The sequence below is a fragment of the Streptomyces inhibens genome (genome assembly GCF_003389455.1).
Taxonomy (GTDB): Bacteria; Actinomycetota; Actinomycetes; order Streptomycetales; family Streptomycetaceae; genus Streptomyces; species Streptomyces inhibens.
This window is the reverse complement of the sequence record NZ_QUAC01000219.1, coordinates 1-24,098: the sequence shown is the minus strand read 5'-3', so window position 1 is coordinate 24,098 and position 24,098 is coordinate 1. Positions and strand designations below refer to the sequence as shown.

Sequence of the window (24,098 nt, the reverse complement as noted above, 5' to 3'; positions counted from 1 at the left end):
TGGCCTGTGTCGAGCCGACGCGGGCACACAACTACCCACAAAGGGGCGGTGAGTTCACACATGTTCATTGCGGCCGAAAAGGGCGACATCACCACCATCATCGGCGGAATCGCCCCGGACTGGGGGCCGTTCGGGAGCCTGGGCAACGAAGCCCGCGTGATGATCGAAGTGGTCATGGCGGTGGCGATCCTGCTGTGCCTCGGCATCGCGATCTGGGGCGCCGCCAAACAGCGCATCGGCGCCACCGCGCTGCGCGACACCTTCAGCGCCGAACAGGGCAAGGGCCTGATCGTGGCCGGCCTGACCGGCGTCTTCATCATCGGATCCCTGGGGACGCTGTTCACCATCGTCTACGGCATGGCGGTCTAGGGCGCCCGTACCCCTCGCGCGGCCGCCACCGCGGCATCGCGCACCCTGGCACGCGCCCGTCCCCGCGCCGCCCCCCATGCGCCCCCGCCCGCCCTCTCTCCGCCGTCCCATGCCCCCACTCGCTCCCACTCGTCCCCACCGGCGCCACCTCTCCTGCCGAGGCCCCATGCTGACGCCCACTCACCCCGGCCCCGACGCCCCCGCACCGCGCCGTCGCCACCCCCGGCCACCAGCGGACCGATTGGGCTGCCCGCTGCGCGGGGACAGGTGGATCCGGAGACAGAAGGCGCAAGAAGGCGACAGCGAACCGCGGAGCAGGCAATGAGTACAAATACCCCAGAGTCCCCCATTCGCCTCTGCCGTACCGCATCTGAGGACCCGTCACGGTGAGATGTACTCGTACCACTGCGCCCGAGCCGCCGCCCGCGCGGCTACGGTCATATGAGGGCGGCACAACTACGGCACGGACGGCGACGGCGGCAGAGGGGGCACAGGCGCGATGAGTCTCAGTGACGACGGCGGCTACGGCGGCGATGGCCACCGTAGTCCCGAGGCGGGCCAGACACGGACCAGACTTCCCGAGAGCGACGGCGACCTCTACGGCTCGGGAAGACGGTCCCGGGCCGGCCTGTCCAGCCGCAACCTCGTCACGATCGTCGGCGTGATCGTGCTGCTGCTCGCGGCGATCGCCTTCGCCAACCGCGGCGGAAGCGGAAACAACGAATCCGCCTCCAGCGACTCCCCCAAGGACTCCGGCCCCGCCGCCCGGCCCACCACCCCCACCGGCACCAAGCCGGTCACCGGCAAGAACGGCACCATCGCGTCGGGCTTCGCGAAGACGGAGCAGGGGGCGGAGTCGGCGGCGGCGAACTACGCGGTGGCGCTGGTTTCCGCCAACATGCTCAAGCCGAACGAGCGCCACGCGATCATCAAGCAGGTCTTCGCTCCCACCAAGGCCGATGAGATGCAGGGCAAGCTCGACGCCGCCTATTCGACCGCCTTCCTCAAGAAGCTCGCCCTCGACGCGAACGGCAACGCAGCTCAGGGCATGACCTACATCTCCCGCACGGTTCCCGTCGGCACCAAGCTCGTGAAGCTCTCGGGCGACACCGCGAACCTTGAGGTGTGGTGCACCGGGCTGTTCGGAACGGCAGGCGCGAAGTCGACCACCCCGGTGACAACCGACTGGTTCACCATGCGGCTGCAACTGAAATGGGCAAGTGGGGACTGGAAGGTCGAGGGCTTCTCCCAGCAGAGCGGCCCTGCCCCGGTCAACGGGGACGTCAAGACGTCCGGTGCCGATCAGATCGCCAAGGCCGTTGCACAGTATGGAGGGTTCACATATGCGCGGTAACCCGAGGCGAGCCCTCACCATCACCGCCGCGCTGGCGTCTGTACAGACCACGGTCTTCCTGCTGGCCACACGCGCCCTGGCCGCGCCCTCGCCCAGTCCGTCCCCCACGGCCGTGTGCGACCTGGTCCCCGGCCGTGCCAGGGACTTCTGCGAATCGGGCGACTCCGGCTCCGCTCCCAAAGCCCCCACCAGCCCCCTCGACAACAACCCCCTCGACCCCCTCGAATCCCTGGCCAAAGGCTGTGCGAAAGCGGCCGCATGGATTGTCGACAAGTTGTCGGATGCGGTGCATGCCACCTCGCAGGTGGACTTCACCAATGCGGCGTTTCTGCGGCAGTACGCCGTCGTCTTCGCCGCGTCCACCGTTCTGACGCTTGTGCTCTGGCTGCTGGCCGTCGCCAAGCGGGCCGTGCGGGGGGTGCGGCTCACGGAGGCGATCGGTGAGGCGGTCGGGCTTTTGTGGCTGACCGTGCTGGCCTCCGCCTTCACGCCGCTGATCCTGTACACCATCGTCTCGGCGACGGACGGCGTCACCGAGATCATCGCGAAGGGGACCGGGGCGCAGACCGATACGTTCTTCGGGGCGTTCTCGCAGGCGCTCACGAAGGGCACGGACATCGGCGGCGGCCCGATCATGCTGATCGTGGTGTCGCTGGTGTCGGTGCTGGCCGCCGGTGTGCTGTGGCTGGAGCTGGTGATCCGGGCCGCGCTGCTGTACGTCGGCGCGCTGCTGGGCACGGTCGTCTACGCCGGGCTGGTCGACAAGAACATGTGGGGGCATGTGCGGCGCTGGGCGGGCATCATGATCGCGGTGATCATGGTGAAGCCGGTCATCGTGATTGTGCTCGGCATTGCCGGTGCGCTGTCGCACGACAAGGGCCCGGACGCCATCTCGGCCGTGGTCTCCGGCCTCGCGATCATCCTGCTGGCCATCTTCGCCAGCGCCGTGATCTACCGCTTCGTCCCCGGCTTCGGCGACGAGATCGCCGCGGGGCGGAACAACCGGATGAGCCGCGGGGCGGAGAATGCCGCGGCGGCGGTGCTCAGTTCCCCGGCCGCGCTGGTGTCCCAGGGCATCAAGACCCACAGCACCCGCACGTCCGGCGACGGCGGCCAGGCGCAGGGCGCGCAGGGCGGCCAGTCCCGGCCGGCCGATGCGGTGGCCGGCGGTGTCGCCGCGCACAGCACCCGCTCCGGCGGCGGCCGCACCGCCACCCCTGCGCCCCGTACCAACCCCGGCCCCGGTTCGAGCAGCAGCGCCCGCTCCGGCAAGACAGCAGGAGGTGAGGGGCGTTGAGCACGCAGTCCCACCCGATCGCACCGCGTCGCACGTATCTGATCGGCCGCGCCCGGCCCAATGCGATCGTCGGCAAGAACCGCGAGACCGGTGAGATCGCGTTGATCATCGCGGGCGCCTTCCTCGGCATGATGTGCGGGCTGCTGGTGCCCATGCTGCCGCTGCGGATCGTGTCGCTCACCGGCTTCCCGATGCTGGGGCTGGCCGCCGTCTACGTGCCGTACAAGGGCCGGACGTTCTACAGGTGGTTCGAGATCCGACGCAGCTTCCGCCGTACGGTGCGCCGCGGCGCCACCTACCGCTCCGGCGCCGCCGAGGCGGGCATCCGGATGGACGGCCGGGAGGTCGAGATCGGCCCGCCGCCGGGCATCGGACGGATCAACTGGCTGGCCGCCCCGTTCGGACCGGACGAGATCGCGGTACTGCTGCACGCCGACCGCCGTACGGTCACCGCCGCCATCGAGATCGAGGGGCCGGGCGTCGGGCTGCGGGACAGTGAGGACCAGGAGGCGCTGGTCGACCGTTTCGGGACGCTGCTCAAGCATGTGGCCAACGGGGACGGCTTTGTGACCCGGCTGCAGATGCTGGCGCGCACACTGCCCGCCGACCCGGACGCGCACGCCAAGGACGTCGCCCAGCGCGGCGACCGCTCCTCCCCGGTCTGGCTCCAGGATTCCTACGACCAGCTCCAGTCGATGGTCTCCACCTCCTCCGAGCAGCACCGCGCCTACCTCGTCGCCTGTATGCACTACACCCGCGAGCTGGCCCAGGAGGCGCACACTATGGCGCGTGCCGCCCGGATGCACCAGGGCGGGCTGCTGCGCAAGAAGCTGGACCGGGACGCCGGTCTGGCGGTGGTCATGGCCCGTGAACTGACCGATATCTGCGCCCGGCTCGCCGAGGCCGACATCCGGGTACGCCAGCCTCTCGGCCAGGCCCGGCTCGCCTCCCTCGTGCACTCGATGTACGACCCGGACCACCCCATCGACCACATCCAGGCGATGAGCAAGCGGAACACCTGGCCGGCCGAGCTGGATGCGATGGAGCCGACGTATCTGCAGGCGAAGACGCGTGAGTCGTCGACCCGCGCGCCGTGGTGTCACGCCACCGCCTGGGTCAAGGAGTGGCCGCTGACCCCGGTGGGCGTCAACTTCCTCGCGCCTCTCCTGGTGCACACCCCGGACGTGATCCGTACGGTCGCGGTCTGCATGGACCTGGAGCCCACCGAGGTCGCCATCGAGCGGATGCTGACGGAGAAGACCAATGACGATGCGGAGGCCAGTCGCGCGGCGAAGATGAACCGGGTCGTCGACCCGCGGGACGTCGCGCACCACGGGCGGGTGGACCAGCGCGGTGAGGACCTGGCGTCGGGTGCCGCCGGGGTCAATCTCGTCGGCTACATCACGGTCTCCTCCCGCTCGCCCGAGGCGCTGGCCCGCGACAAGCGCACCATCCGCGCTTCCGCCGGCAAGTCCTATCTCAAGCTGGAGTGGTGCGATCGCGAGCACCACCGGGCGTTCGTCAACACCCTGCCGTTCGCGACCGGGATCCGCCGCTAAAGCCGCTGGGAGGCGCGTACGTCATGGCCATGATCGATCCGCTCGGAGCGCTCACCGACGCGTTCACCAGCTTCCTGTTCGGGAAGGTGGAGACGACCCGGCTGCCCGTACGCACCTCCACCGGCCAGGCCCAGGCCGTCTATCTGCCCACCGCGGCCCCCGGCCTCGGCGACTCCGGCGTGATCATCGGCCGTGAGGTCTACAGCGGCAAGGGATACATCTACGACCCGTTCCAGCTGTACGGACAGCAGTTGCCCGCCCCGCACTGGCTGGTCCTCGGCGAGTCCGGCAACGGCAAGTCCGCGCTGGAGAAGACGTATGTCCTGCGCCAGTTGAGGTTCCGTGACCGGCAGGTCGTCGTGCTGGACGCACAGGGTGAGGACGGCGTCGGCGAGTGGAATCTGATCGCCCAGGAGCTGGGGATAACCCCCATCCGCCTGGACCCGACCGCCGCCCTCAACGGCGGCATCCGCCTCAACCCCCTCGACCCGTCGATCACCACCACCGGCCAGCTGGCCCTGCTGCGTACGATCATCGAGGTCGCGATGGGCCACGGCCTGGACGAACGCGCCGGCTTCGCCCTGAAGGTCGCGCACGCCTTCGTCAACGAGACCATCACCGACCGGCAGCCCGTCCTGACCGACATCGTCGAGCAGCTGCGGCACCCGGAGGCGGAGTCGGCGGAGGCCATGAACGTCGACATAGACGACGTACGGGCCTGGGGTCTGGATGTGGCGCTGGTCCTCGACCGGCTCGTCGACGGTGACCTGCGCGGCATGTTCGACGGGCCGACATCGGCGGGCATCGACCTGGACGCGCCGCTGATCGTCTTCGACCTGTCGCACATCGATCGCAACTCCATCGCGATGCCGATCCTGATGGCGATCGTGGGGGTGTGGCTGGAGCACACCTGGATCCGTCCCGACCGGAAGAAGCGGATCTTCCTGGTCGAGGAGGCCTGGCACATCATCAACTCGCCCTTCGTGGCCCAGCTGTTCCAGCGGCTGCTGAAGTTCGGGCGGCGGCTCGGCCTGTCCTTCGTGGCGGTCGTGCACCACCTCAGCGACGTGGTGGACGGTGCGGCCGCACGGGAGGCCGCGGCGATCCTGAAGATGGCCTCGACGCGGACCATCTATGCGCAGAAGGCCGACGAGGCACGGGCCACGGGGCGGGTGCTCGGCCTGCCACGCTGGGCGGTGGAGATCATTCCGACCCTCACCCCCGGCATCGCGGTCTGGGACGTCAACGGCAATGTGCAGGTCGTCAAACACCTCATCACCGAGGCCGAACGCCCGCTGGTCTTCACCGACCGGGCGATGACCGAGGCGTCCGCGATGCCGACCGACGAGGCGCGCGCGCTTGAGGCGGCGGCCGACGCCGAGGCCGAGGCGCGCGCCGAGGCGATGGCGATGGAGCGTCAGTGGAGAGACGAGTCGAGCGAGACGGTGGCGTGAGGCGCGGATACGACAACGAACGAGGCGGCCGCGGCTACCGCGACACCCCCGCCGGCCGGGGGCGCGGCATCCCCGACTCGCTGCTGGTCGGGCTGCTCGCCTTTCTGCTGGGCCTGACCCTGCTGGTGTGGACCGCGACCGGGCTGGCCGGACTGTTCGCGCACGGCGCCTGGCCCGAGGGCGTCAGCTACTCCGGTACGCCGATGGCCCTGCGCCATCTCGTCTCGGCGCCGCACGACATGGCCGCGGCCTGGCCGGACGCCCCCAAGGGCCAGCTGTCCGGCTACGGCCTGTTCTGGGGCATCCTCATCGGCGAGCTGATGGTGCTGCTGGTCCTGACGATCTTCGCGTTGGGGACGGTCACCCGCTATCGCGCCGTACGGGCGACGCGGCGGGCGAGGGCCCGGGAGGCTCGCGAGGCGGCCTGGGAGGCCCGGGAGGCCGAACGGGAGGCCGAGCGGGAGGCGCGGAAGGCCCGGGATACGGGGGCCCGGCCCGTCCGGGAGGCCGCGGCGCCCGCCGAGGACGCGCCGGCCGTCCCTGCGACTCCCGCCCCACCGGCAACCCCTGCCGTGCCCCTGCCCGTCGAACCCGCCGCCACCGGCCCCGTACCGGAACAGCGCACCGCCTCCCCGGTGGCCGCCACCACCCCGCTCACCGAACCGGCCCTGCCCCGGGTGGAGTTCGTCACCGACCGCGGCGCCACGCTCGCCGCCGCCATCGCCACCGCGGCCGCCGCCCCCGGCCCGCTGATCGTCGCCACCACCGACCCCGCCCTCTGGTCCGAGACCAAGGACGCCCGCGCCAAGCTCGGGCCGCTGCTGACCTACGATCCGACGCACCGCCTCGACACCCCGGCCCGGCTGCGCTGGTCGCCGACCTCCGGCTGTACGGACCTCGCCGTCGCCACGGCCCGCGCCACCGCCCTGCTGGCTCCGGTACGCCCGGCCGCCGCCGTGGACTCGGCCGTCGCGGAGGCCGCCCAGACCTTGCTGCGCTGCTGGCTGCACGCCGCCGCGGTGGATAGCCGCCCGTTCCGCCAGCTGCACCGCTGGGCCCATGCCACGGGCGCCGCACAGGAGCCCGTACGCATCCTGCGCACCAGCCCGAAGGCGTCCGGCGGCCAGGCCGGCGAGCTGGAGTCCGTGCTCACCGCGCATGCCGAACGCCGCGAGGCGGCCAAGGAGTTGGTCGGCCGGGCGCTGACCGCCCTCTCCTCGATCCATATCCGGGATGCCTGCAATCCACTTCGAGCGGATTCGGTCATCCTTGAATCATTTATCGATGAGGGGGGAACGCTTTACGTGGTAGGCGACCCCATCGAGGATCCGCGTACCGACCCGGGTGCGATGCCCCTGCTCACCGCACTCCTTTCGAGCGTGGTCGAGCACGGCCGCCGCATGGCCGAACGGTCATCTGACGGTCGGCTCGACCCACCACTCACCCTCGTGCTGGACGACATCGCCGCGCTCGCGCCGCTGCCCGCGCTCCCGGGCCTCCTGGAAACCGGACGTACGCGCGGCCTGCTGACGCTGGCGACCATGCGCTCGCGGGAACAGGCCCGCGCCCGCTGGCCCCATCACTCGCTACCGGTCTGAACCCTCGCTCACTCGCTACCGGTCCGAGCACTCGCCGATCCGTTCCACGAGGTCGGGCCAGTGTCCGGTGAGGTAGAAGTGGTCGCCGCCGGGGAAGATCCGCATCCGGAAGTCCCCGGTGGTGTGCCCGCGCCAGGCGGCCGCGTCCTCGACGGCGACCAGGGGATCGGCGTCGCCGAGCAGCGCGGTGACCGGCGTCCGCAGCGGCGGCCCCGGCCGGTGACGGTAGGTCTCCACGGCCTTGTAGTCGCTGCGCACCACGGGCAGGGCCAGGGCCAGCACCTCCCGGTCCGCCAACAGTCTGGGATCGGTGCCCTGCGTCCGCCGGATCTCCTCGACGAGCCCGTGGTCGTCCCGTAGGTGGACGGTGCCGTTGGTGACCCGCGACGGGGCCCAGGCGCTGGAGACGAGCAGCCGGACGGGGGCGGCGCCCTCCTGCTCCAGCAGCCGGGTCACCTCGTACGCCACCAGCGCGCCCATGCTGTGCCCCAGCAGGGTCAGCGGCCGGTCGGCGAGCGGTGCCAGCGCCTGGTACGCCCCGGCCGCCAGCTCCGTCAGATCCTCGATCCGCTCCTCGTGGATGCGGTCGTGGCGGCCCGGATACTGCACCGCCAGCACCTCGTACGGGCGGGCCCGCTCGGGGTGCGAGGCGGCGACGGCCTTGGCGAGCGGCCGGAACGCGCCCGCGCCGCCGCCCGCGTGCGGAAAGCAGATCACCCTCCCCCAAGCTCTTGAGGAGCAAGGGGGGACCCCCATGGCCCCGGGCGGACGCTGCCCCAGCCGGCGCAGCCAGGGGCTACATCCCACGGGTGTAGCCCCCGTCGACGGTCAGGCTCTGCGCCGTGATGGCGGCCGCGCGGTCGGACACCAGGAATCCGATCAGCTCTGCGGCCTCCCGCGCCTCGACGAGCCGGCGCAGCGGGATGCTCTTACGGGCCTGGCGCAGCATCCGCGCCGGGTCCGCGCCGATCTCGTCGGCCTGGGCGGCGAGTTCGCGGCGGAGCATGGGGGTGTCGATCCAGCCGGGCAGCACGGCGTTGACCGTGATCCCGCGGGCGGCGAGGTCGAGGGCGAGGCCCTTGGTGTAGCCGATCAGGCCGTGTTTGGAGGCGCAGTAGGCGGTGTTCCGCATCTTGCCGGCCTTGCCGAGGATGGAGGACACATTGACGATGCGCCCCTTGTCGACGAGGTATTCCAGGCAGGCGGCGGTGACGGCGAAGGTGCCGTGCAGGTTGATGTCCAGCACCCGCAGCCAGGTGGTCTCGTCGTCGGGGCCGTTCTCGTCGGCCACTCCGGCGTTGTTGACGAGAATGTCGAGCTTGCCGGCGGCCCGGAGTTCGGCGCGGAGCCGGGTGCGTACGAGGTCGCGTTCGCGCAGGTCCACGGGGACGGGCACGGCGACCGCGCCCAGCTCGCCCACTTCCTTGACGACGGTGTCCAGTTGGGCGGCGTCCCGGTCCAGCAGGATGAGCCGCGCGGCGCCGGACGCGGCCAGGAGGAGGGCGACCTCGCGGCCGATGCCCTGGGCCGCGCCGGTGACGACGGCGGTCCGGCCCGCGAATTCGCCGGGCGCCGGGGCGTGGTGTGCGTCGTATTCACTCATGACCGGCCTCTCACGCCATCTTCAGTCCGCCGTCGACGTGGAGTACCTCGCCCGTCGTGTACGTGTTGCGGGGGCTGGCGAGGTAGGCCACGGCGTCGGCGATCGTCTCGGGTTCGGCGTAGGACTTCACCAGCAGCCGGCGCATGATCTCGTCCTCGCCGTGGCTGCGGATGGCGTCCGTCATCTCGGTGTTGATCACTCCGGGGGCGACCGCGTTCACCAGGATCCCGCGGGAGGCGAGTTCCACGGCCATTGCCTTGGTGAACGCCTCCAGACCGCCCTTGGCCGCCGCGTAGTTGGACTGACCCCGGCCGGGCTTGGAGGCGGCGGACGAGGAGATATTGACGATCCGTCCGTACCGCCGGCGGAGCATGACGGGCGCCACGGCCTGCACGGTGAGCATCGGGGCGATCAGGTTGGTGGCCAGGACCTGCTCGATGTCCTTGAGGCTCTGGTTGACCAGCAGTTCGTCACGGGTGATCCCGGCGTTGTTGACGAGCACATCGATCCGCCCGAAGGAGGCGCGTACACCGGTCACGATCGTGTGCGGCACCTCGGGGTCGGAGATGTCCCCCTGGTAGAGCTCGACCTTGCGGCCCAGCCCGGCTATCCGCTCGGCGACCTGTTCCGCCTCGGTCGTGGCGCTGCGGTAGTTGAGCGCGATATCGCACCCGGCCTCAGCGAGCCGTACGGCGATCGCGCGGCCGATGCCCCGGCTGCCGCCGGTCACCAGCGCCACCTGGCCTTCGAATTCCATGGCGTCCTCTCGAATCTGTGGGGAGGGGAGGGGCGGGTGCCGCGCACTGCTCACCGTGCGCGGCACCCGCGGCTCACACCGAGTGCGCGCTCTTGTAGTCGGCCAGCCGCAGACCGTGCGCCTCGGCCAGCGCCGCGATGTCGATGACCTGTTGGCGGGTGATGTTCCCGTAGGAGTAGTGGTGGTCGATGCCGGCCAGCCCCATCAGCGCGGTCTCGGCCATGCAGGCGAACAGCTGGCCCGCCTCCAGGAAGGCGCGCGCCGAGGGGTGCAGGCTCTCGCCATTCGGCGTGGCGACGATGCCACCGAGCATGTACGCCAGGTCGGGCCGCTGTGCGGCCAGTCCGGGCACGGCGTTGTTGGGTACGGCGATATCGCAGATCACCGCGTCCGGCGCGAAGTGCTCGCCGGTCAGGAACGGTTCGGGGCTGTTCGAGGCGCACAGCACCAGCTGCGCCTCGCGCAGGGCCGCACTGTCCTGGGTGACCGTCAGGAACGGGTCGGTCCCGTAGCGCTCCTCCAGGTACTCGGCGATCGCCCGGCCCCGGCCCGCGTCGTCGGCCGGGCCCTCGGCCAGCCACTTGGTGATCAGCGGCTCCTCGGCCAACCGCGCCGGAATCCCGGCCAGTTCACCGCCGGCCGCGATCCGCGACCAGCACTCCTGGTAGATGCCGTGCACGGTGTTCCGCAGCCGCCCGGCCGAGCCGTCCCGGCGGCTGCCGACCAGCACGATACGGCGCAGCCGCTCGGCGAACAGCTGGCTGTAGACCGAGGCGATATTGCCGGCCGCGCCGACCACGGCCAGCGTGGCGTCCTCGACCCGCCGGCCGCGGTCCTCGGCACCCCGCTCCATCGCCTGCACGCCCATGGCGACGGTCAGCGCGTTGCCGGAGGTCAGCGCGATGCCCGGGACCTTCAACGAGGTGCAGTTGTGGGTGACGATGGAGGTGTACATCCCCAGGCCCGCGACCTCACAGCCGTCCTCGCGTGCCGCCCGCACCCGCTCCTCGATGTCCGCACGGATCCCGGCGACATCGCCGGTGGCCAGGTAGCGGCCCATCTGCTCGGACCCCACCATCAGCGGGTAGAGGGAGAATTCGACGGCGCTGCCGAGCGGTGAGTCGATCCGGACGCCGGGATAGGGCGCCGCCTTCTTCACCGGGTCCATGCCGAGCACGAAGGAGCGCAGCGCCGCATCGCTCAGGTCGGCCAGCGCCGGGTCCACCTGCCGCAGATGCGCGGGCTCGATGAGGTGGTTGAGGAATGCGACCTTGCGGGTCGGTCCGGTCACCGGGCGCCGCTCGCCCTGCTCGTACCCGGCCACCGCGCCCCGGAAGTCCTTGATCTGCGCGCGCGGTTTGGCGATCCTGCGGTCGCTGGCCGGGTGCACCAGATGCAGGGTGTCCTCGTAGCGCAGGATGCGGCAGAGCCGGTCCAGCGCGCCGCGCAGCCGCTCGATCTCCTCGTCCGTGAGGTAGGCGGACGGCTGGATGCGCAGCACATTGCCGGCGCTGCCGGTCGGCGCGATCCGGATGCCTTCCTGCCGCAGCAGATAGCCGGACAGCAGATAGCCGAGCGAGCCGGTGTAGGCGCTGCCGCGCAGCACCATGGAGCGGGCCTGGGCCTGGTCGCGCAGCTGGACGCCGAGGAACAGGCCCTTGCCGCGGACGTCTTCGATGATGTCGGGGTAGGCGGCTCGGAGGTCGGTGAGCATGCCGGTGAGCCGCGCGCCGCGCTCGGTGACCTGCCGGTAGGCCTGTCCGTCGTCGGCCTCCAGCATCTCGACGACCTTGTGCGCGATCGACGAGGAGAAGTCGTCCATGGCGAACGTCGAGCTGTGGATCAGGTCGAACTCGCCCTCGTAGAGGGACCGGCGCACCAGCATCGCGGAGATCTTGGCGAGCCCGCCGCCGAGCGATTTGGACAGCGTGTAGTAGTCGCCGCGCAGCCCGATGAGCGAACTGGCCAGGAACGCGCCGCAGCGCCCCATGCCGCTCTGCACCTCGTCGATGATCAGCGCGGTGCCGACCTTGTTGCAGAACAGCCGGATGGCCCGGCCCTGCTCCGTCGTCAGCGCATGGATTCCGCCCTCGCCCTGCACCGGCTCGACCAGGAACGCGGTGATGGCCGGGAAGTCGCGCTCGACGATCCGCACCCGCCCCTGGTCGATCTCGGTGTCGAGCAGCACCACCCGTTCGTCGTCGGCGATCCGGTCCAGCAGCTCGGGCCGGTCCATGGGGACGAAGCGCACCCGCGCACCGAGGTTCTGGAAAGGGGCGCGGAAGCCGCTGTTGTAGGTCAGCTGGACGCTGCCGACGAGCTTGCCGTGGAAGGAGCGCTCCAGCGCCAGGAACAGCGGCCGGGTGCCGATCGCCGCCGCGTTGTGCGCCTCGACCGCGGCCAGCAGCCCATCGATGCCGTCGGCCTGCGGCCCATGGGCGAGGACCGCCGGCAGCCGTCCGACGTCCGGGTCGAGGCGGGCCTCGCCGCGGCGTACGGCGTCCCGGGCGGCCTCGGTGTGCGCGGCGATCTCGTCGGCGAGCGCCATGACCTTGCGCACCCGGACGAGTTCGGCGTGTTTGACGGCCGCCTCGACGGCCTCGGCGCCGCTGTTGCCGAAGGTGGCGAGGTAGGGCTCCTTGACCGAGGTCTCCCGGCGGACGACCTCGCTGAGCGCCGCGCCGAGCCGCCCGGCCTCGCCGCGCAGCGAGAACTGGGCGTGCACGGCCCGGTTCGCGTCCAGCAGGGACCGGGCGTGGGCGACGATCTCGGGGTGGTTGTGGCCGAAGATCAGGGAGCCGTAACCGCCCATCAGGTCGAGGACCGGGATTTCGGTGCCCTGCTCGTCGCGGTGGTAAAGGGTGTTGCCCTCGGCACGGACGTATGCGACGTCCAGCCCCAGGGCGGCGAAGATCCGCCCCATCTCGGGCTGCACGAATGCGGTGAACTGCGACATGGTGTGGTCCCCTCGTGGCCCTATGGCGTGTGCGGCCGCTGGACGAGCGCGGCTCCCGCGAATCCGTTGAACGTGCTGTGCAGACTCAGTACGGAGTCGATCCGCCGCTTCCTGGGCGTGCCCATGACGAAGTCGGTGCCGTCGTCCGGCGGCGTCCGCAGATGCGCGATCGGCGGCAGCTCGTCCGCCTCGAACAGGGCCGGGGCGAGGGCGAGTTCCGCCAGGGGTCCGGCGGCGCCCAGGGTGCCGGTGACCGGGCGCAGCGAGGCGACCGGGACACCGCTGTCCTTCAGCAGCGCCCGCAGCAGCTCGGCCTCGGCGGCGTCATGGTGGACCGTGCCCTTGCCGTCGGCGAGCACGGCCCCCAGCGTGTCGGGGGTCAGGCCGTGTGCGGCCAGCAGACCGCGGGGCCCTTCGGCCAGGGTGGACGGGCCGATGCCGCTGTCCACCGCGGGCCGCAGCGCGGCGCCCAGGATCTCCACCAGCGGCCGTGCGCCGCGCCGTGCGGCGTCCCCGGCCCGCTCCAGTACGAGCGCGACCGCGCCCTCGGCGAGGACCGTACCGTCCCGTTCGGCGTCGAAGCTGCGCAGCGCAGCCCCGCCGCGGCCGCCCGCGCTCAGATGCCCGGCGCGGTACTGCGCGGCCAGCTTCAAGGGCTCGTTGAAGCTGCCCGCGCCGACCACCAGGGCGGTGTCGCAGAGGCCCTGGCGGAGGGTGAAGGCGGCCCGTTGCAGGGCGCCGAGCGCGGCGCCGGCGTCCTGGACGAACGCGGCGCAGTCGCCGCGGAACCGCTGGGCGATGCTGATCAGCGCGAGGGTGTTGTTGTTGAGGGCCCTGATGACGGTGAACGGATTGAAGGTCGCCGCGTTGCCGAACGCCTCCGCCACCAGGCGCTGCAGATCCACCCCCGCCTGCGCCGACGGGTCCGAGCGGGCCTTGTCGAGGGCCTTGTGGAAGGCCGCGGCGCTCAGCTCGGTGGAGTCGTCCTGGGCGACATAGAGCCCGCGCCGCTCCTCGGGGATCGACTGCCAGCCCTCCCCCGCCGCGTCCATGGCGTCCTGCGCGGCGAGGACCGCGTTGAAGGTGAACGGGGTGCCGAACTTCCGCAGTTTGTGGGGGACGCTCTCGCGGCTCTGCTGCTGGAGTTCGTCGGGGACATGGCCGAAGTGGGTGATCTTCCGGGTCCGTACGTAGGGGTCCCGGTAGGGGGAGAGCGCCGGCTGCGCCTCCCGCCAGGCCGACCACAGGGCCTGCGGGCCGCGCCCGGTGGGCAGCACCGCACCGATGCCGGTCACCACGATCGCGTCATCGGAAGGGTTCGTTGTCGGGATGTCAGTGCTCATAACCACGCACCACCAGACTGGCGTTGAGTCCGCCGAAGCCGAAGGAATTGCTCACTGCCACCGACACCTCCTGGTGCCGGGCCTTGTCAGGGACGTAGTCGAGATCGCAGGCCGGATCCGGGTTCTCCAGATTCAGCGTCGGGGGCACGATGCCGTCCCGTACGGACAGCACGGTGGCGATCAGCTCGGGCGCACCGGCGGCGGCGATCAGATGGCCGAGCATCGTCTTGTTGGCGGTGACCGCCAGCTTCCGGTAGCGCCCGCCACCGGCGAAGACGTCCTTGATCGCACGGGTCTCGATCGGGTCGTTGAGCGGGGTCGAGGTGCCGTGCGCATTGACCGAGTCCACCTCGTCCGGCTCCACCGCACCGTCGGCGAGCGCCCGGCTCATCGCCAGCGCGGCGCCCTTGCCCTCCGGATGCGGGGCGGTGACCTGGTACGCGTCGAGGGAGCTGCCGAAGCCGGCCACCTCCGCGTAGATCTCCGCGCCGCGCCGCCGGGCGCTCTCCTCGCTCTCCAGTACCAGCATCGCCGCGCCCTCCGCGGCCACCAGACCGCTGCGGTCCCGGTCGAAGGCGCGGCACAGCCGGTCCCCGAACAGCTCGGACGTCGACGGCGCACCGAGCAGATGGAGGCCGGTCATGGTGGGCAGATTCAGCACCGAGTCGGCGCCGCCCACCAGCATCGCGTCCACCTCACCGCGCCGGATCATGCGGAATCCATGGCCGATGGCGTGGGTGGCCCCGGCGCAGGCGGTGCTGAAGTTGAGCGCCGGCCCGCGCAGCCGGTGACGGGCCGCGATCCCGGTGGCCAGCGCGTCATTGGTGCAGAACAGGCCGCCGGCGCGGTCGAGTTCGGCGCGCCGGGCGTAGAGCGCCTGCCAGCTCGGCCGGCCGTCCTCGCCGAAGGCGGCAAGGAGTTCGTACGGGTCACGCTCGGGTACGCCCGAGCCGACGGCCGTGCCGACCCTGCCCACCGGGCGCCCGGCGCCGGCAGCGGTGTCGAGGCCCGCGTCGGCCAGCGCCTGCCCGGCGGCCGCCAGCCCGAACCGCATCCGCCGCTCCATCGGCCGGTCCAGGCCGTCGTCGACGCCGTGACGCAGCGCGAACGCCTCGTCGTCGACCGGCGCCGCATAGCGCACCGGGAAGTCCTCGATACCGGGCAGCTGCCAGGCGCGGATCGCCGAGCGCCCCTCGCACAGCCCCTCCCACATGGTCTGCCAGTCGAGCCCCAGTCCGCAGACGGCGCCCAGTCCGGTCACCACGACACGGCGGGTCATCTCCCGGCTCCTTCCAGTACGACGGCGCACACCTGACCGCGCGCACCGCAGGCCAGCACCAGCGCCCGGGAGACCGGCAGCGCCTCCTCCCGCACCGCGCCGCCCTCGGCCGCCGCCAGGCGCCGGCCGCCGGCCAGGCCGTGCAGCGCCAGCAGCACATGGGCCAGCGGGTGGGCGGGTCCGAGCACACCGGTGGCAGGCTCGGTGCCGATCACCGCGGGCCGCTCGGCGGCACCCGCGAAGACCTGGTCGAGCGCGGCGCGCTGGGCCTGTTCACCGGCCGTCGTCCACACGGCGTCCGGCAGCACCCAGCCGATGCCGTCGGCGTCGGTACGGGCCATCTCCAGCGCCGTGTGCACGGCCTCGGCGATCGCCGCCGTACGGTCCGCGCCCTCCGCGCCGAACGCCCGCCCGTAGCCGGCCAGCCGGGCCGCCGCCGTCCCGCCGTGCTCCGACGCGTCCTGTAATACGGGCACGTCCTCGGCCCGCGCGGCGAGCAGAAAGGCGGCCCCCTCGCCCGGTGTGGCGCCGTTCCAGCCCAGCTCCTCGTACTGCGGGAACAGCAGCGGATGCACCTTGGGGCTGACCGCTCCGACGACGGCCGCCTCGTTCTCACCCTCGGCGACCGAGAGCACCCCGTCGATCAGCGCCTCCAGCCCCGCGTCGGAGAACGGCGAGTACGCGGCCATCGCCCCGGTCAGCCCGAAGGCGGCCGAGATATGCGCGGCGGCGGTGCTGTTGAGGTGGGACAGTCCGCTGAACGGCGGGACCTCCCGGGCGTAGAGCGCCGCCACCCGGTCCGGCGAACCGGCGGCCGCGCGCAGCCCGTCGAGCGCCGTGAAACGCAGCAACTCCTCGTCCACCGTGGGCAGTCCGAGATAAAGCCCCCAGCGCTCACCGCCCACCGGGCCGCTCCCGGCCGGCCCGGCCAGCGACAGCCGGGCGCCGTAGAGCGCCATCCGGGCCTGCTTCTCCGAGGTACGCAGCACCCTTCGGTGCACGCCCAGCGTGGCGGCATCGGGGTCGTCGACGAGGAAGACCGTGTCCGTCCCGGGCCACGGCCCGGAGGCGACCTCGTACGGCCGGCCGGTGTCCTTGCCGGCCACCAGGGCCTCCCACAGGGACGCCGGATCCACCCCCGCCGCCGTGTATAAGCCGGGTGCGGTCAGCCGCACCGCATCAAGATTCGTCATCGGTGCGCTCACCCCGCCTGGGCCAGGATCAGGGAACAGTTCTGGCCGCCGAAGCCGAAGGAGTTCGACAGTACGGCGGTCACCGGCGTACTGCGCTGCTCGGTGACGATGTCCAGCCCGCGCGTCACCTCGTCGGGTTCGGCGAAGTTGAGGGTCGGCAGTACGGACTGCCGCTGCAGGCTGAGCACCGAGAGCACCGCTTCTGCCGCACCGCTGTTGGCCAGGGAGTGCCCCATGGCCGACTTGTTGCCGGTGACCGGGATACCGGCGGTCCGCTCCCCGAACACGAGGTGCAGGGCCGCGGCCTCGCAGGTGTCGTTGGCCTCGGTCGAGGTGCCGTGCGCATTGACATGGTCGATGTCGCCCGGGGTGAGCCCGGCGTCCGTGAGGGCGGCCCGCATGCACTCCGCGTAGTCCGAGCCGTCCCGCGAACTGGACGTCATCTTCACCGCCTCGGTCACCCCCGCGTAGCCGGCGACCCGGGCCAGGATGCGGGCGCCGCGGGCCTCGGCGTGCGCCCGCGACTCCAGCACCAGGAACGCGGCGCCGTCGCCGATGACGAACCCCGAGCGGTCCTTGTCGAAGGGGCGGCTGATCCGCCCGGCGTCCTGCCCGTCGGCGGGCGCGAGCGCGCCCACCCCGTAGAAGGCGGTGACGGAGGTGAGCGTCGTCAGGCTCTCCGCGCCGCCGGCCAGCGCCACGTCGAGCACGCCGCTGCGGATGTAGCGGTAGGCGCTGCCGATCGCCATCCCGCCCGCGGCACAGGCGTCCGCATGCGTCTCCAGGACACCGGCCGCGCCGAAGTAGTCGGCCAGCCGCACGGTGGCGGTGTCCGGCTGGATCCGCTCGTAGCGCTCGGCGTCGGGCCCGCCCGCGTCCAGATAGCTGTCCAGGTCCAGTGCGCCGGCCGCGAAGTCCACATGGCCGGCCAGGCCGGCGAGTTCGGCCGGCTCCATGACCATCCGGTTGCACGCGAGGAAGACGCCGCCGCGCTCGGTGTCGAGCCGCCGCGGCAGCCCGCTGCGCTCCCAGGCCTGGGCGGCGGCGTGCCAGGCGAGGGTGCCGGCCGGCCCCAGGGATCCGGCCTCCTCGGGCACCGCGTCCTCCAGGGCCGCCCGGACCCCGGGGTCGATATGCGCCGAGACGGCGCAGGGCACGCCCCACTCCTGGTGGAGCGGGTGCTCGGTGATGAGCGTGTGCCCCTGCGCGAGATGGTCGAACAACGACTCGGGGTCGGTCAGCCGGCCGGCGACCAGGCCGATGCCGGTCACCACGACCTCCTGGCCGTCCCCGGTGGGTATGTGGGGGTTCACTTGCTTTCCTTTCGCACGACTCGCACGACAAGCGACGCCTTCCGCACAGGCATCCGCGTCAGCCCACGGGCTGGGCGTGCCCCAGCGCCTCCAGCACCGTACGGACGCCGTCGGCCATCACCTCGTCGCCGGTGGCCGGCTCCAGCGCGGCACCGCAACCGGCGCACCGGGCCTTGCCGGAGACGGCGATCTGCGCCTTGTCGGCGGCGCACTCGGTGCAGACCTCGGGGAGGTGGTCGAAGATCGTGTGGGTGAAGGCGGCCCAGTGCGCGCTGGTGGCCGCCGCGGCGACCTCGTACGGGCGCATACCGGCGTGCACCTGCTCCACGGAGTAGCCGAACGCGCTGCGCCGCAGCACCTCCGCGGCCAGTTCGGAGATCCCGCCCCGGTCGTCGTAGAGCTGCTCCGAACCGCCGAGCGCCGTCGCCAGCAGGTCGAGCACATTCGACTTGGGCAGCGCCACGCCGAGCTTGGTCTCCATCTCGAAGCGGAATTCGACCAGGTCGAGCGATTCGGCGCCGAGGTCGGCGACAAGGGTGGCGTCCGGGGTGATCTCGTCGGTGCTGCTGCCCAGCACCTGGGCCAGGCCCTCTCGCACGATCTCGTGGATCTGCTCTGTCTCGAAGGGGTTCTGCATGGTTCTCTCCTCGTTTCTGAGCACTCGGAAGCCACCTTTTACCGGCCATGGAAAATACTGGAAAATGGCAGCAGAAAATGGCATCACGGAAGGCTGGAAAACCCACGGCAAAGGAAAACGGACATGGTGAAGCCCGTCCCCGCATGCCGTTCAGGAATTCACTTCAGGGACGCCGGAACCGACCATCTGCCGGTTCCCGACGCATGAGTTGAATGAGTTGACGAACGTCCGCCAAAAGGTCACAAGTCGCCGTCGCACCGGCGCACTCGACCTACGGACACAGAAGACCGGGACACACTTCCACACAGCGGGAGGTCCCGTTTTCAGACACCGATGAAGCCGCTACACATGCCGTCCCCCGTAGCAAATGATCCCCCGATACCTGCATTCACAGGAACAGGCCACATTCATTCGGCGAGCACCTCGTCGTACTCCCCCACAAGGCCTGCACCGCCCCCTCGGGAGGCGCGATAAAAACGTTACCAGAGCCACATAGGGGCGTCACGGGAATGTGCGATAGGTCACGTGACCAAGTCGCTTCCCGAAGGGGTCAACAACAAAAGTTCCGTGGTATTGGAAAACTTAACGGGGGATTCACGTTCCGACGGTTTTGTTTCCCCGGCCGACCATCCGTTCCTCTTGCAACCGCCGCGCATACGCCGACAGCAACCGCCCCTGATTCACACTCACCGCACCGACCAGCCGCCCCTCGCGGTAGTGCGCCACCAGCACCGCGCCGACGGCCGGATCCCCCGCCTCGACCACCGTCCGGTCACCGGTACCCGGCAGACCGACCGACTTGATCCGCAGCCCGAACGCCGCCGTCCAGAACGAGGGGACATGGTCGTACGGTTCGGCCGCCGCCGGCCCGGCCAGCAGATTGCGCGCGGCCAGCTCACCCTGCGCGGCCGCATTGCTCCAGTGCTCCAGCGCAACCGGCCCGTCCGCCGCCCGCACCGCATCGCACCACGCGGCGTCCCCGGCCACCACCACACCCGGATCCGGCGCACCCGCCCCGCCCGCGGTCCGGGCGAACAGCCGCTCATCACAGTGGATCCGGCCGGCCGGCAACGCCAGCCCCGACCCCGCCAGCCAGCCGGTCGCCGGCACCATCCCGATCGCCACCACCACCAGCGCCGCCGGCAGCACACTCCCGTCGACGAGCTCCACAGCCGCGACCCGGCCGCCGCTGTCGCGAAACCCCCGCACCCCGGTCCCCAGCCGCACCACGACCCCCGCCCGGCCCGCGGCCTTTGCCACCACCCCGGAAACCGCCGCGCCCAGCGCCCGCAACGGCCGGCCGAAGGGCTCCACCAGCGTGACCCGCACCCCGAGCCCGCTCAGCGACGACGCCAGCTCCACCCCGACGAACCCCGCCCCGACAATGACCACCTCACGAGCCCCACCGTCCACTGCGACACGCAGCCTCCGGACATCATCGAGCCCCCGCACCGTCAGCACCCCGGCCGGCGGCACCGCCCCTGACCAGGCCCTGGCCTTGGCCCCGGGCGCCAGCACCACCCCGTCGTACGGCAGCTCCGCACCGTCGGCCAGCCGCACCCGGCGCCGCTCCCGGTCCAGACCGACGGCCGCGGTCCCCCGGATCCAGCGGGCGCCGAAGTCCTCGGCGCCCGCCAGCCGGATATCGGACTCCGTCATCGTCCCGGAGACCACCTGTTTGGTCAGCGGCGGCCGGTCGTAGGGCAGTTCACGCTCGTCCGACACCACCGTCAGCCGGCCGGAGAACCCCTGCGCCCGCAGCGACTCACCGGCCCGCACACCCGCCAGGCCCGCCCCCACCACGACGACCTCGCGCACGGCTCAGGACTCCTCGACCGAGATGGCCCGCACCGGACACGCCCGCGCCGCGGCCGCCACCTTGCCCGCCAGCTCCCGCGCCGGCTCCGGCGCCACCACCAGCCGCTCGTCGTCATCGAGCGCGAACACCTCGGGCGCCACCAGGGCACACTGCCCCAGCCCGTCGCACAGCCCGTCATCCACCGTGATCTTCATCTGTCCCCCAACTCCCTTACGGCACAGCCCCGATGCTCAGCGCGCATACCGCAGCGGCAGCTCGACCAGACCGCGGATCGCGTCCGACGGCAGCCAGCGCACCTCATCGGCCGGTACCGCGAGTTCAAGCGTGCTGAAGCGCTGCAGAATCTCCGTCAGCGCGATCGTCGCCTCCTGGCGGGCCAGCCGCTGTCCCAGGCAGAAGTGCGGCCCCATCCCGAACGCGACATGCTGCGCGGTCGCCCGGCCGATGTCGAAGGAGTGCGGATCGGCCCGTACCTCGGTATCGCGATTGGCCGCGTTCAGCAGGAAGCGGACCAGCTCCCCCTTGCGGATCGTGACGCCACCGGCCTCGATGTCCTCCCTCGCGACCCGGTTGACCGTGGTCATGGCCGAGCCCCGGAACCGCAGCGCCTCCTCCACCGCCGCGCCGACCAGCGCCGGATCGCGGCGCAGCGCGGCCAGCTGCTCGGGGTGGGCCAGCAGATCGTGCAGCGCATTGGCCAGCAGATTGGTGACCGTGTCATGGCCGGCGATCAGCAACACCGCGGCGAACGACGACAGTTCCGCATCGCTCAGCGCACTCCCGTCGTCGAACCGGGCGACGATCAGCTCACTGAGCAGATCCTCGGTGGGCCGCTCCCGCTTGGCACCGATCAGCCCGATGCAGTAACTGAACAGCTCCACGGCCGCCGCCTGCATCGCCTCCACCGACGGCGCGGCAGAGATGTCCATCGCCCACTTACGGAACGGATCCCGGTCCTCCGCCGGCACCCCCAGCAGCTCACAGATCACCTCCAGCGGCATCGGATAGGTGAACTCCTCGATGAAGTCCGCCGTACCGCGTTCCCCCAGCCCGTCCAGCAGCTGCCGGGTGATCTCCACGATCCGCGGCTCCAGCTGCCGTACCGCCCGCGAGGCGAACGCCGCGCTCACCAGCCGGCGGTTTCGGGCATGCCCGGGGTCGTCCTGCTCCAGGAGCATCACGGCCATCCCCGGGACCAGCGCCCCGTGCGGCGCATGGGTGTGCACATCGTTGGACAGCCGCGGATCACTCAGCAGCTCACGCGTCAGCGCCGCACCGAGCACCGTCCAGGTCTCCTGCTGATTCAGCTGACGGGTACGGATGATGCCCTGGCTCTTGGCGAGCCGGTCGAGCTCCTGCTCCAGCCCGGCCGTCGCGGCGAGCTCGGCCAGGTCCACTACCTCGGTCATACGAGATCCCCCCTAAGTGAATTCACCTCTGACGGCGCACCGGCCGGCCCGCCGTACGGCACGGACCGGACCGGACCGCCGTACGGCACCGACCGGCCCGCGCCCCCGCCCGCCCCGGCGCTCAGTCCCGGAGCAACCGCACGGCAAACAGCGCGAGTTGTGCATCCATCGCGGCCGACCGGCTGCCGGCGATACCCGACCGCATCAAGGCCGCCCCTTCGACCAGCGCGACAAAGGTCTCGGCCCTGGCCCGGCAGAACTCACCCGACCAGTCCGGCCGCCCCTGCTGAACGAACGCCTCCACATGCGCGACGTACTTCCGGTAGAACTCCCGGACCACCGTGGCGATCTCGTCATCCCGCGCGGCCAGCGCCCACACCTCGACATAGAGCCGCACCAGCTGCGGATCCTCCTGCTCGGCGAGGACCACCGCCACCACCTCGTCAGGGTTCGCCGGCCCCTCCGGAGTGCCGATGGCCGACGGATCGTCGCGCACCATCCGCAGCCCCGTCGTCTCGGCCAGCCGCTCCAGCGAACGGTCCAGCGCCCGCTCCAGCACCGCCTTGATCAAATCGGCCCGGGTCGGGAAGTAGTGCTGCAGATGCCCGACCCGCACCCCGGCCTCACCGGCGATGGCCCGCAGCGAGGCATCCGCCCCCTTGGCCACCAGCACGGTCTCGGCCGCATCCAGCAGACTCGTCCGCCGAATGCTGCCCTGCCGCGTCAGCGTCGAGCCCTTCCCGGCGCCCGACTCCTTCTCCTCGCTCATGCCACCTCGACCTTGACGCCCGCCTTCTCCAAAGCGGGAACGACATCCTGCGGCACCGGCGTCATCTCGGGGAAAACCACCCCACGAGGCGCCTTTGCACCGTCCTCACCCAGCACCCGGCGCAGCCCCAACAGCCCGCCCAGCGCCGTGAGATGGGCCTGCCCGGCCGGATCGGTGACCGTCGCCGTACGCCGCTCGCCACCGCGCCCGCGCACATCGATCCGCAACAGGGCGCTGCCACCCTCACCCGGCGAGTACAGCATCGACCGCCGCGTGGACTCGAACCGATCCCCACGCCCCCACCGGAAGAACCCGGTCCGCTTGAGCGCCAGCAGGGTGGACGTCGACGAATTGGCGCTGAAGCCGATCCGCGTGATGGCCGTATCCACCCCGAGCACCAACGGCAGGGTGAACTGCTCCGGCGTATCGATCCGCGCCACCTTGGTCCGATGCCCGCCGATGCTGACCGTCCCGGCCCCGCTCAGCGGCGTGATCATCCGCCGCTGCCCGCCCTCGGTCACCTCGTAATCGAGCCCGAGCCGGTCCATGAACTCCACCGAGTCCGTGCCCGCCCGGTCCTTGAGGTCATACCGAATGGCGATCTCCACCGCGGCCGCCCCACCGAGCTCACGCGCCAGCGCCGCGGCGACCAGCCCGGTCACCCCACCCATCCAGCTCGACGACAGCAGCACCGGAGCCGTGGGCGGCGTCACGGCCGCCACCGCGGTGGCCCGCTGCAGCCGCGCCGTCCATCGCGTGATGTCCACGTACGGGACACCGCCACGGATCGCGGCCAACAGCACCCGGTCATCAGGGTCGTTCACCGTGCTGATCACGGCACGGACCTTCGCCGTGAAGGGCTCCGGATCACTCAGATCCCAGCGCTGGAGCGACGCACCCACCTCATCGGCGAGCGCACGTCCGCGCTCCGGGGTACGCCCGGTGAGCAGCAAGGGCCACGAGGGCGCCGCGAGCCGGGTCAGATCTCCGCCGACGGTGCCATAACCGCCCACCACGAGCACCGGGCCTGTCAGATCAAGCTGGATGTCATCGTCCACACGAGGCAGACTAGGTCACGCGACCTAGAAACACAACGCCAACCCTCCCCACCACGTCACCAGTCCCCACCCACCACCAACTCACCTGCGACAACAAGGAATTGCCAGATGCTGATCGAGGCCGTCCTGCCCCCCGGCGCGCTGGGCGAAGACACCTTCGGCGACCCCACCCCCACACCCGCCCTCTTCCCGACCGAGCAACAGGTCATCGCCCACGCCGGAGCCAAACGCCGCCACGAATTCACCACCACCCGCCACTGCGCCCACCGCGCCCTCGCCCGCCTCGGCCTCCCACCGACCCCCCTCCCGCCGGCTCCCTCCGGCGCCCCCA

The 24,098-nt window shown here is 71.3% G+C and carries 20 protein-coding genes and 1 pseudogene; 7 read left to right on the top strand and 14 right to left on the bottom strand.

What is annotated here, in order from left to right; all coding sequences use genetic code 11:
- Positions 1 to 60: 60 nt before the first annotated feature.
- The 6 genes from DY245_RS27305 to DY245_RS27280 all read left to right on the top strand — a co-directional run bounded on the left by DY245_RS27305 (position 61) and on the right by DY245_RS27280 (position 7,631).
- Positions 61 to 369, top strand: a complete 309-nt coding sequence (locus tag DY245_RS27305; RefSeq protein WP_006603970.1) for a hypothetical protein — start codon at positions 61 to 63, stop codon at positions 367 to 369.
- A gap of 499 nt (positions 370 to 868) precedes the next feature.
- Positions 869 to 1,723, top strand: a complete 855-nt coding sequence (locus DY245_RS27300; protein ID WP_128509883.1) for a DUF8175 domain-containg protein — start codon at positions 869 to 871, stop codon at positions 1,721 to 1,723.
- On the top strand, positions 1,713 to 3,020 hold the full coding sequence (locus DY245_RS27295) for a hypothetical protein (protein WP_128509882.1): 1,308 nt from the start codon (positions 1,713 to 1,715) through the stop codon (positions 3,018 to 3,020). The genes DY245_RS27300 and DY245_RS27295 overlap by 11 nt, the downstream gene beginning before the upstream one ends.
- Positions 3,017 to 4,579 carry an SCO6880 family protein gene (locus DY245_RS27290; RefSeq protein ID WP_128509880.1) on the top strand — a complete coding sequence of 521 codons (1,563 nt, stop codon included), beginning with the start codon at positions 3,017 to 3,019 and terminating at the stop codon, positions 4,577 to 4,579. Before DY245_RS27295 ends, DY245_RS27290 begins: the two co-directional genes overlap by 4 nt.
- A 29-nt stretch (positions 4,580 to 4,608) precedes the next feature.
- Complete coding sequence (locus DY245_RS27285) at positions 4,609 to 6,033, top strand: ATP-binding protein (RefSeq protein ID WP_128509929.1); 1,425 nt, start codon at positions 4,609 to 4,611, stop codon at positions 6,031 to 6,033.
- Entirely contained in the window at positions 6,030 to 7,631 is a 1,602-nt protein-coding gene (locus DY245_RS27280; protein ID WP_128509879.1) for a type IV secretory system conjugative DNA transfer family protein, read from the top strand. The genes DY245_RS27285 and DY245_RS27280 overlap by 4 nt, the downstream gene beginning before the upstream one ends.
- A 15-nt stretch (positions 7,632 to 7,646) precedes the next feature.
- Here DY245_RS27280 and DY245_RS27275 read toward each other — a convergent pair whose 3' ends face one another.
- From DY245_RS27275 to DY245_RS27210, 14 genes are all read right to left on the bottom strand, one after another.
- Positions 7,647 to 8,348, bottom strand: a complete 702-nt coding sequence (locus DY245_RS27275; RefSeq protein WP_244943292.1) for a thioesterase II family protein — start codon at positions 8,346 to 8,348, stop codon at positions 7,647 to 7,649.
- Between the two features lie 79 nt (positions 8,349 to 8,427).
- Positions 8,428 to 9,234, bottom strand: a complete 807-nt coding sequence (locus DY245_RS27270) for an SDR family NAD(P)-dependent oxidoreductase (protein ID WP_128509876.1) — start codon at positions 9,232 to 9,234, stop codon at positions 8,428 to 8,430.
- A gap of 10 nt (positions 9,235 to 9,244) precedes the next feature.
- On the bottom strand, positions 9,245 to 9,991 hold the full coding sequence (locus tag DY245_RS27265) for a 3-oxoacyl-ACP reductase family protein (RefSeq protein WP_128509875.1): 747 nt from the start codon (positions 9,989 to 9,991) through the stop codon (positions 9,245 to 9,247).
- 73 nt (positions 9,992 to 10,064) lie between these two features.
- Positions 10,065 to 12,947 (bottom strand): aminotransferase class III-fold pyridoxal phosphate-dependent enzyme, encoded by a 2,883-nt coding sequence (locus DY245_RS27260; RefSeq protein WP_128509874.1) that lies wholly within the window; start codon positions 12,945 to 12,947, stop codon positions 10,065 to 10,067.
- Between the two features lie 20 nt (positions 12,948 to 12,967).
- A complete protein-coding gene (locus DY245_RS27255; RefSeq protein WP_128509873.1) occupies positions 12,968 to 14,290 on the bottom strand; it encodes a beta-ketoacyl synthase N-terminal-like domain-containing protein in 1,323 nt (440 codons plus the stop codon).
- A complete protein-coding gene (locus DY245_RS27250; RefSeq protein WP_128509872.1) occupies positions 14,280 to 15,569 on the bottom strand; it encodes a beta-ketoacyl-[acyl-carrier-protein] synthase family protein in 1,290 nt (429 codons plus the stop codon). The genes DY245_RS27255 and DY245_RS27250 overlap by 11 nt, the downstream gene beginning before the upstream one ends.
- Positions 15,566 to 16,762 (bottom strand): beta-ketoacyl synthase N-terminal-like domain-containing protein, encoded by a 1,197-nt coding sequence (locus DY245_RS27245; protein WP_128509871.1) that lies wholly within the window; start codon positions 16,760 to 16,762, stop codon positions 15,566 to 15,568. Before DY245_RS27245 ends, DY245_RS27250 begins: the two co-directional genes overlap by 4 nt.
- Positions 16,763 to 16,770: 8 nt before the next feature.
- The gene (locus DY245_RS27240) at positions 16,771 to 18,075 is read right to left on the bottom strand and encodes a beta-ketoacyl-[acyl-carrier-protein] synthase family protein (protein WP_128509870.1); all 1,305 of its coding nucleotides are present in this window, start codon (positions 18,073 to 18,075) and stop codon (positions 16,771 to 16,773) included.
- 58 nt (positions 18,076 to 18,133) lie between these two features.
- Complete coding sequence (locus tag DY245_RS27235; protein ID WP_128509869.1) at positions 18,134 to 18,712, bottom strand: acyl carrier protein; 579 nt, start codon at positions 18,710 to 18,712, stop codon at positions 18,134 to 18,136.
- A gap of 594 nt (positions 18,713 to 19,306) precedes the next feature.
- A complete protein-coding gene (locus DY245_RS27230) occupies positions 19,307 to 20,530 on the bottom strand; it encodes an NAD(P)/FAD-dependent oxidoreductase (RefSeq protein WP_128509868.1) in 1,224 nt (407 codons plus the stop codon).
- Between the two features lie 3 nt (positions 20,531 to 20,533).
- Positions 20,534 to 20,725, bottom strand: a complete 192-nt coding sequence (locus DY245_RS27225) for a ferredoxin (protein WP_128509867.1) — start codon at positions 20,723 to 20,725, stop codon at positions 20,534 to 20,536.
- Between the two features lie 36 nt (positions 20,726 to 20,761).
- Entirely contained in the window at positions 20,762 to 21,940 is a 1,179-nt protein-coding gene (locus tag DY245_RS27220; protein ID WP_128509866.1) for a cytochrome P450 family protein, read from the bottom strand.
- A 121-nt stretch (positions 21,941 to 22,061) separates the two neighbouring features.
- The gene (locus tag DY245_RS27215) at positions 22,062 to 22,709 is read right to left on the bottom strand and encodes a TetR/AcrR family transcriptional regulator (protein ID WP_128509865.1); all 648 of its coding nucleotides are present in this window, start codon (positions 22,707 to 22,709) and stop codon (positions 22,062 to 22,064) included.
- A complete protein-coding gene (locus DY245_RS27210; RefSeq protein ID WP_244943291.1) occupies positions 22,706 to 23,767 on the bottom strand; it encodes a saccharopine dehydrogenase family protein in 1,062 nt (353 codons plus the stop codon). Before DY245_RS27210 ends, DY245_RS27215 begins: the two co-directional genes overlap by 4 nt.
- 108 nt (positions 23,768 to 23,875) lie before the next feature.
- On the opposite strand from DY245_RS27210, the pseudogene DY245_RS27205 reads away from it, so the two are divergent.
- Positions 23,876 to 24,098, top strand: a pseudogene (locus DY245_RS27205) (4'-phosphopantetheinyl transferase); the annotation flags it as partial.

Bases quoted from the DNA above. Each gene is read 5' to 3' on its own strand.
- DY245_RS27305 (WP_006603970.1), top strand. From the start codon at position 61: ATGTTCATTGCGGCCGAAAAGGGCGACATCACCACCATCATCGGCGGA.
- DY245_RS27300 (WP_128509883.1), top strand. From the start codon at position 869: ATGAGTCTCAGTGACGACGGCGGCTACGGCGGCGATGGCCACCGTAGT.
- DY245_RS27295 (WP_128509882.1), top strand. From the start codon at position 1,713: ATGCGCGGTAACCCGAGGCGAGCCCTCACCATCACCGCCGCGCTGGCG.
- DY245_RS27285 (WP_128509929.1), top strand. From the start codon at position 4,609: ATGATCGATCCGCTCGGAGCGCTCACCGACGCGTTCACCAGCTTCCTG.
- DY245_RS27270 (WP_128509876.1), bottom strand. From the start codon at position 9,234: ATGAGTGAATACGACGCACACCACGCCCCGGCGCCCGGCGAATTCGCG.
- DY245_RS27265 (WP_128509875.1), bottom strand. From the start codon at position 9,991: ATGGAATTCGAAGGCCAGGTGGCGCTGGTGACCGGCGGCAGCCGGGGC.
- DY245_RS27260 (WP_128509874.1), bottom strand. From the start codon at position 12,947: ATGTCGCAGTTCACCGCATTCGTGCAGCCCGAGATGGGGCGGATCTTC.
- DY245_RS27255 (WP_128509873.1), bottom strand. From the start codon at position 14,290: ATGAGCACTGACATCCCGACAACGAACCCTTCCGATGACGCGATCGTG.
- DY245_RS27250 (WP_128509872.1), bottom strand. From the start codon at position 15,569: ATGACCCGCCGTGTCGTGGTGACCGGACTGGGCGCCGTCTGCGGACTG.
- DY245_RS27245 (WP_128509871.1), bottom strand. From the start codon at position 16,762: ATGACGAATCTTGATGCGGTGCGGCTGACCGCACCCGGCTTATACACG.
- DY245_RS27235 (WP_128509869.1), bottom strand. From the start codon at position 18,712: ATGCAGAACCCCTTCGAGACAGAGCAGATCCACGAGATCGTGCGAGAG.
- DY245_RS27225 (WP_128509867.1), bottom strand. From the start codon at position 20,725: ATGAAGATCACGGTGGATGACGGGCTGTGCGACGGGCTGGGGCAGTGT.
- DY245_RS27220 (WP_128509866.1), bottom strand. From the start codon at position 21,940: ATGACCGAGGTAGTGGACCTGGCCGAGCTCGCCGCGACGGCCGGGCTG.
- DY245_RS27215 (WP_128509865.1), bottom strand. From the start codon at position 22,709: ATGAGCGAGGAGAAGGAGTCGGGCGCCGGGAAGGGCTCGACGCTGACG.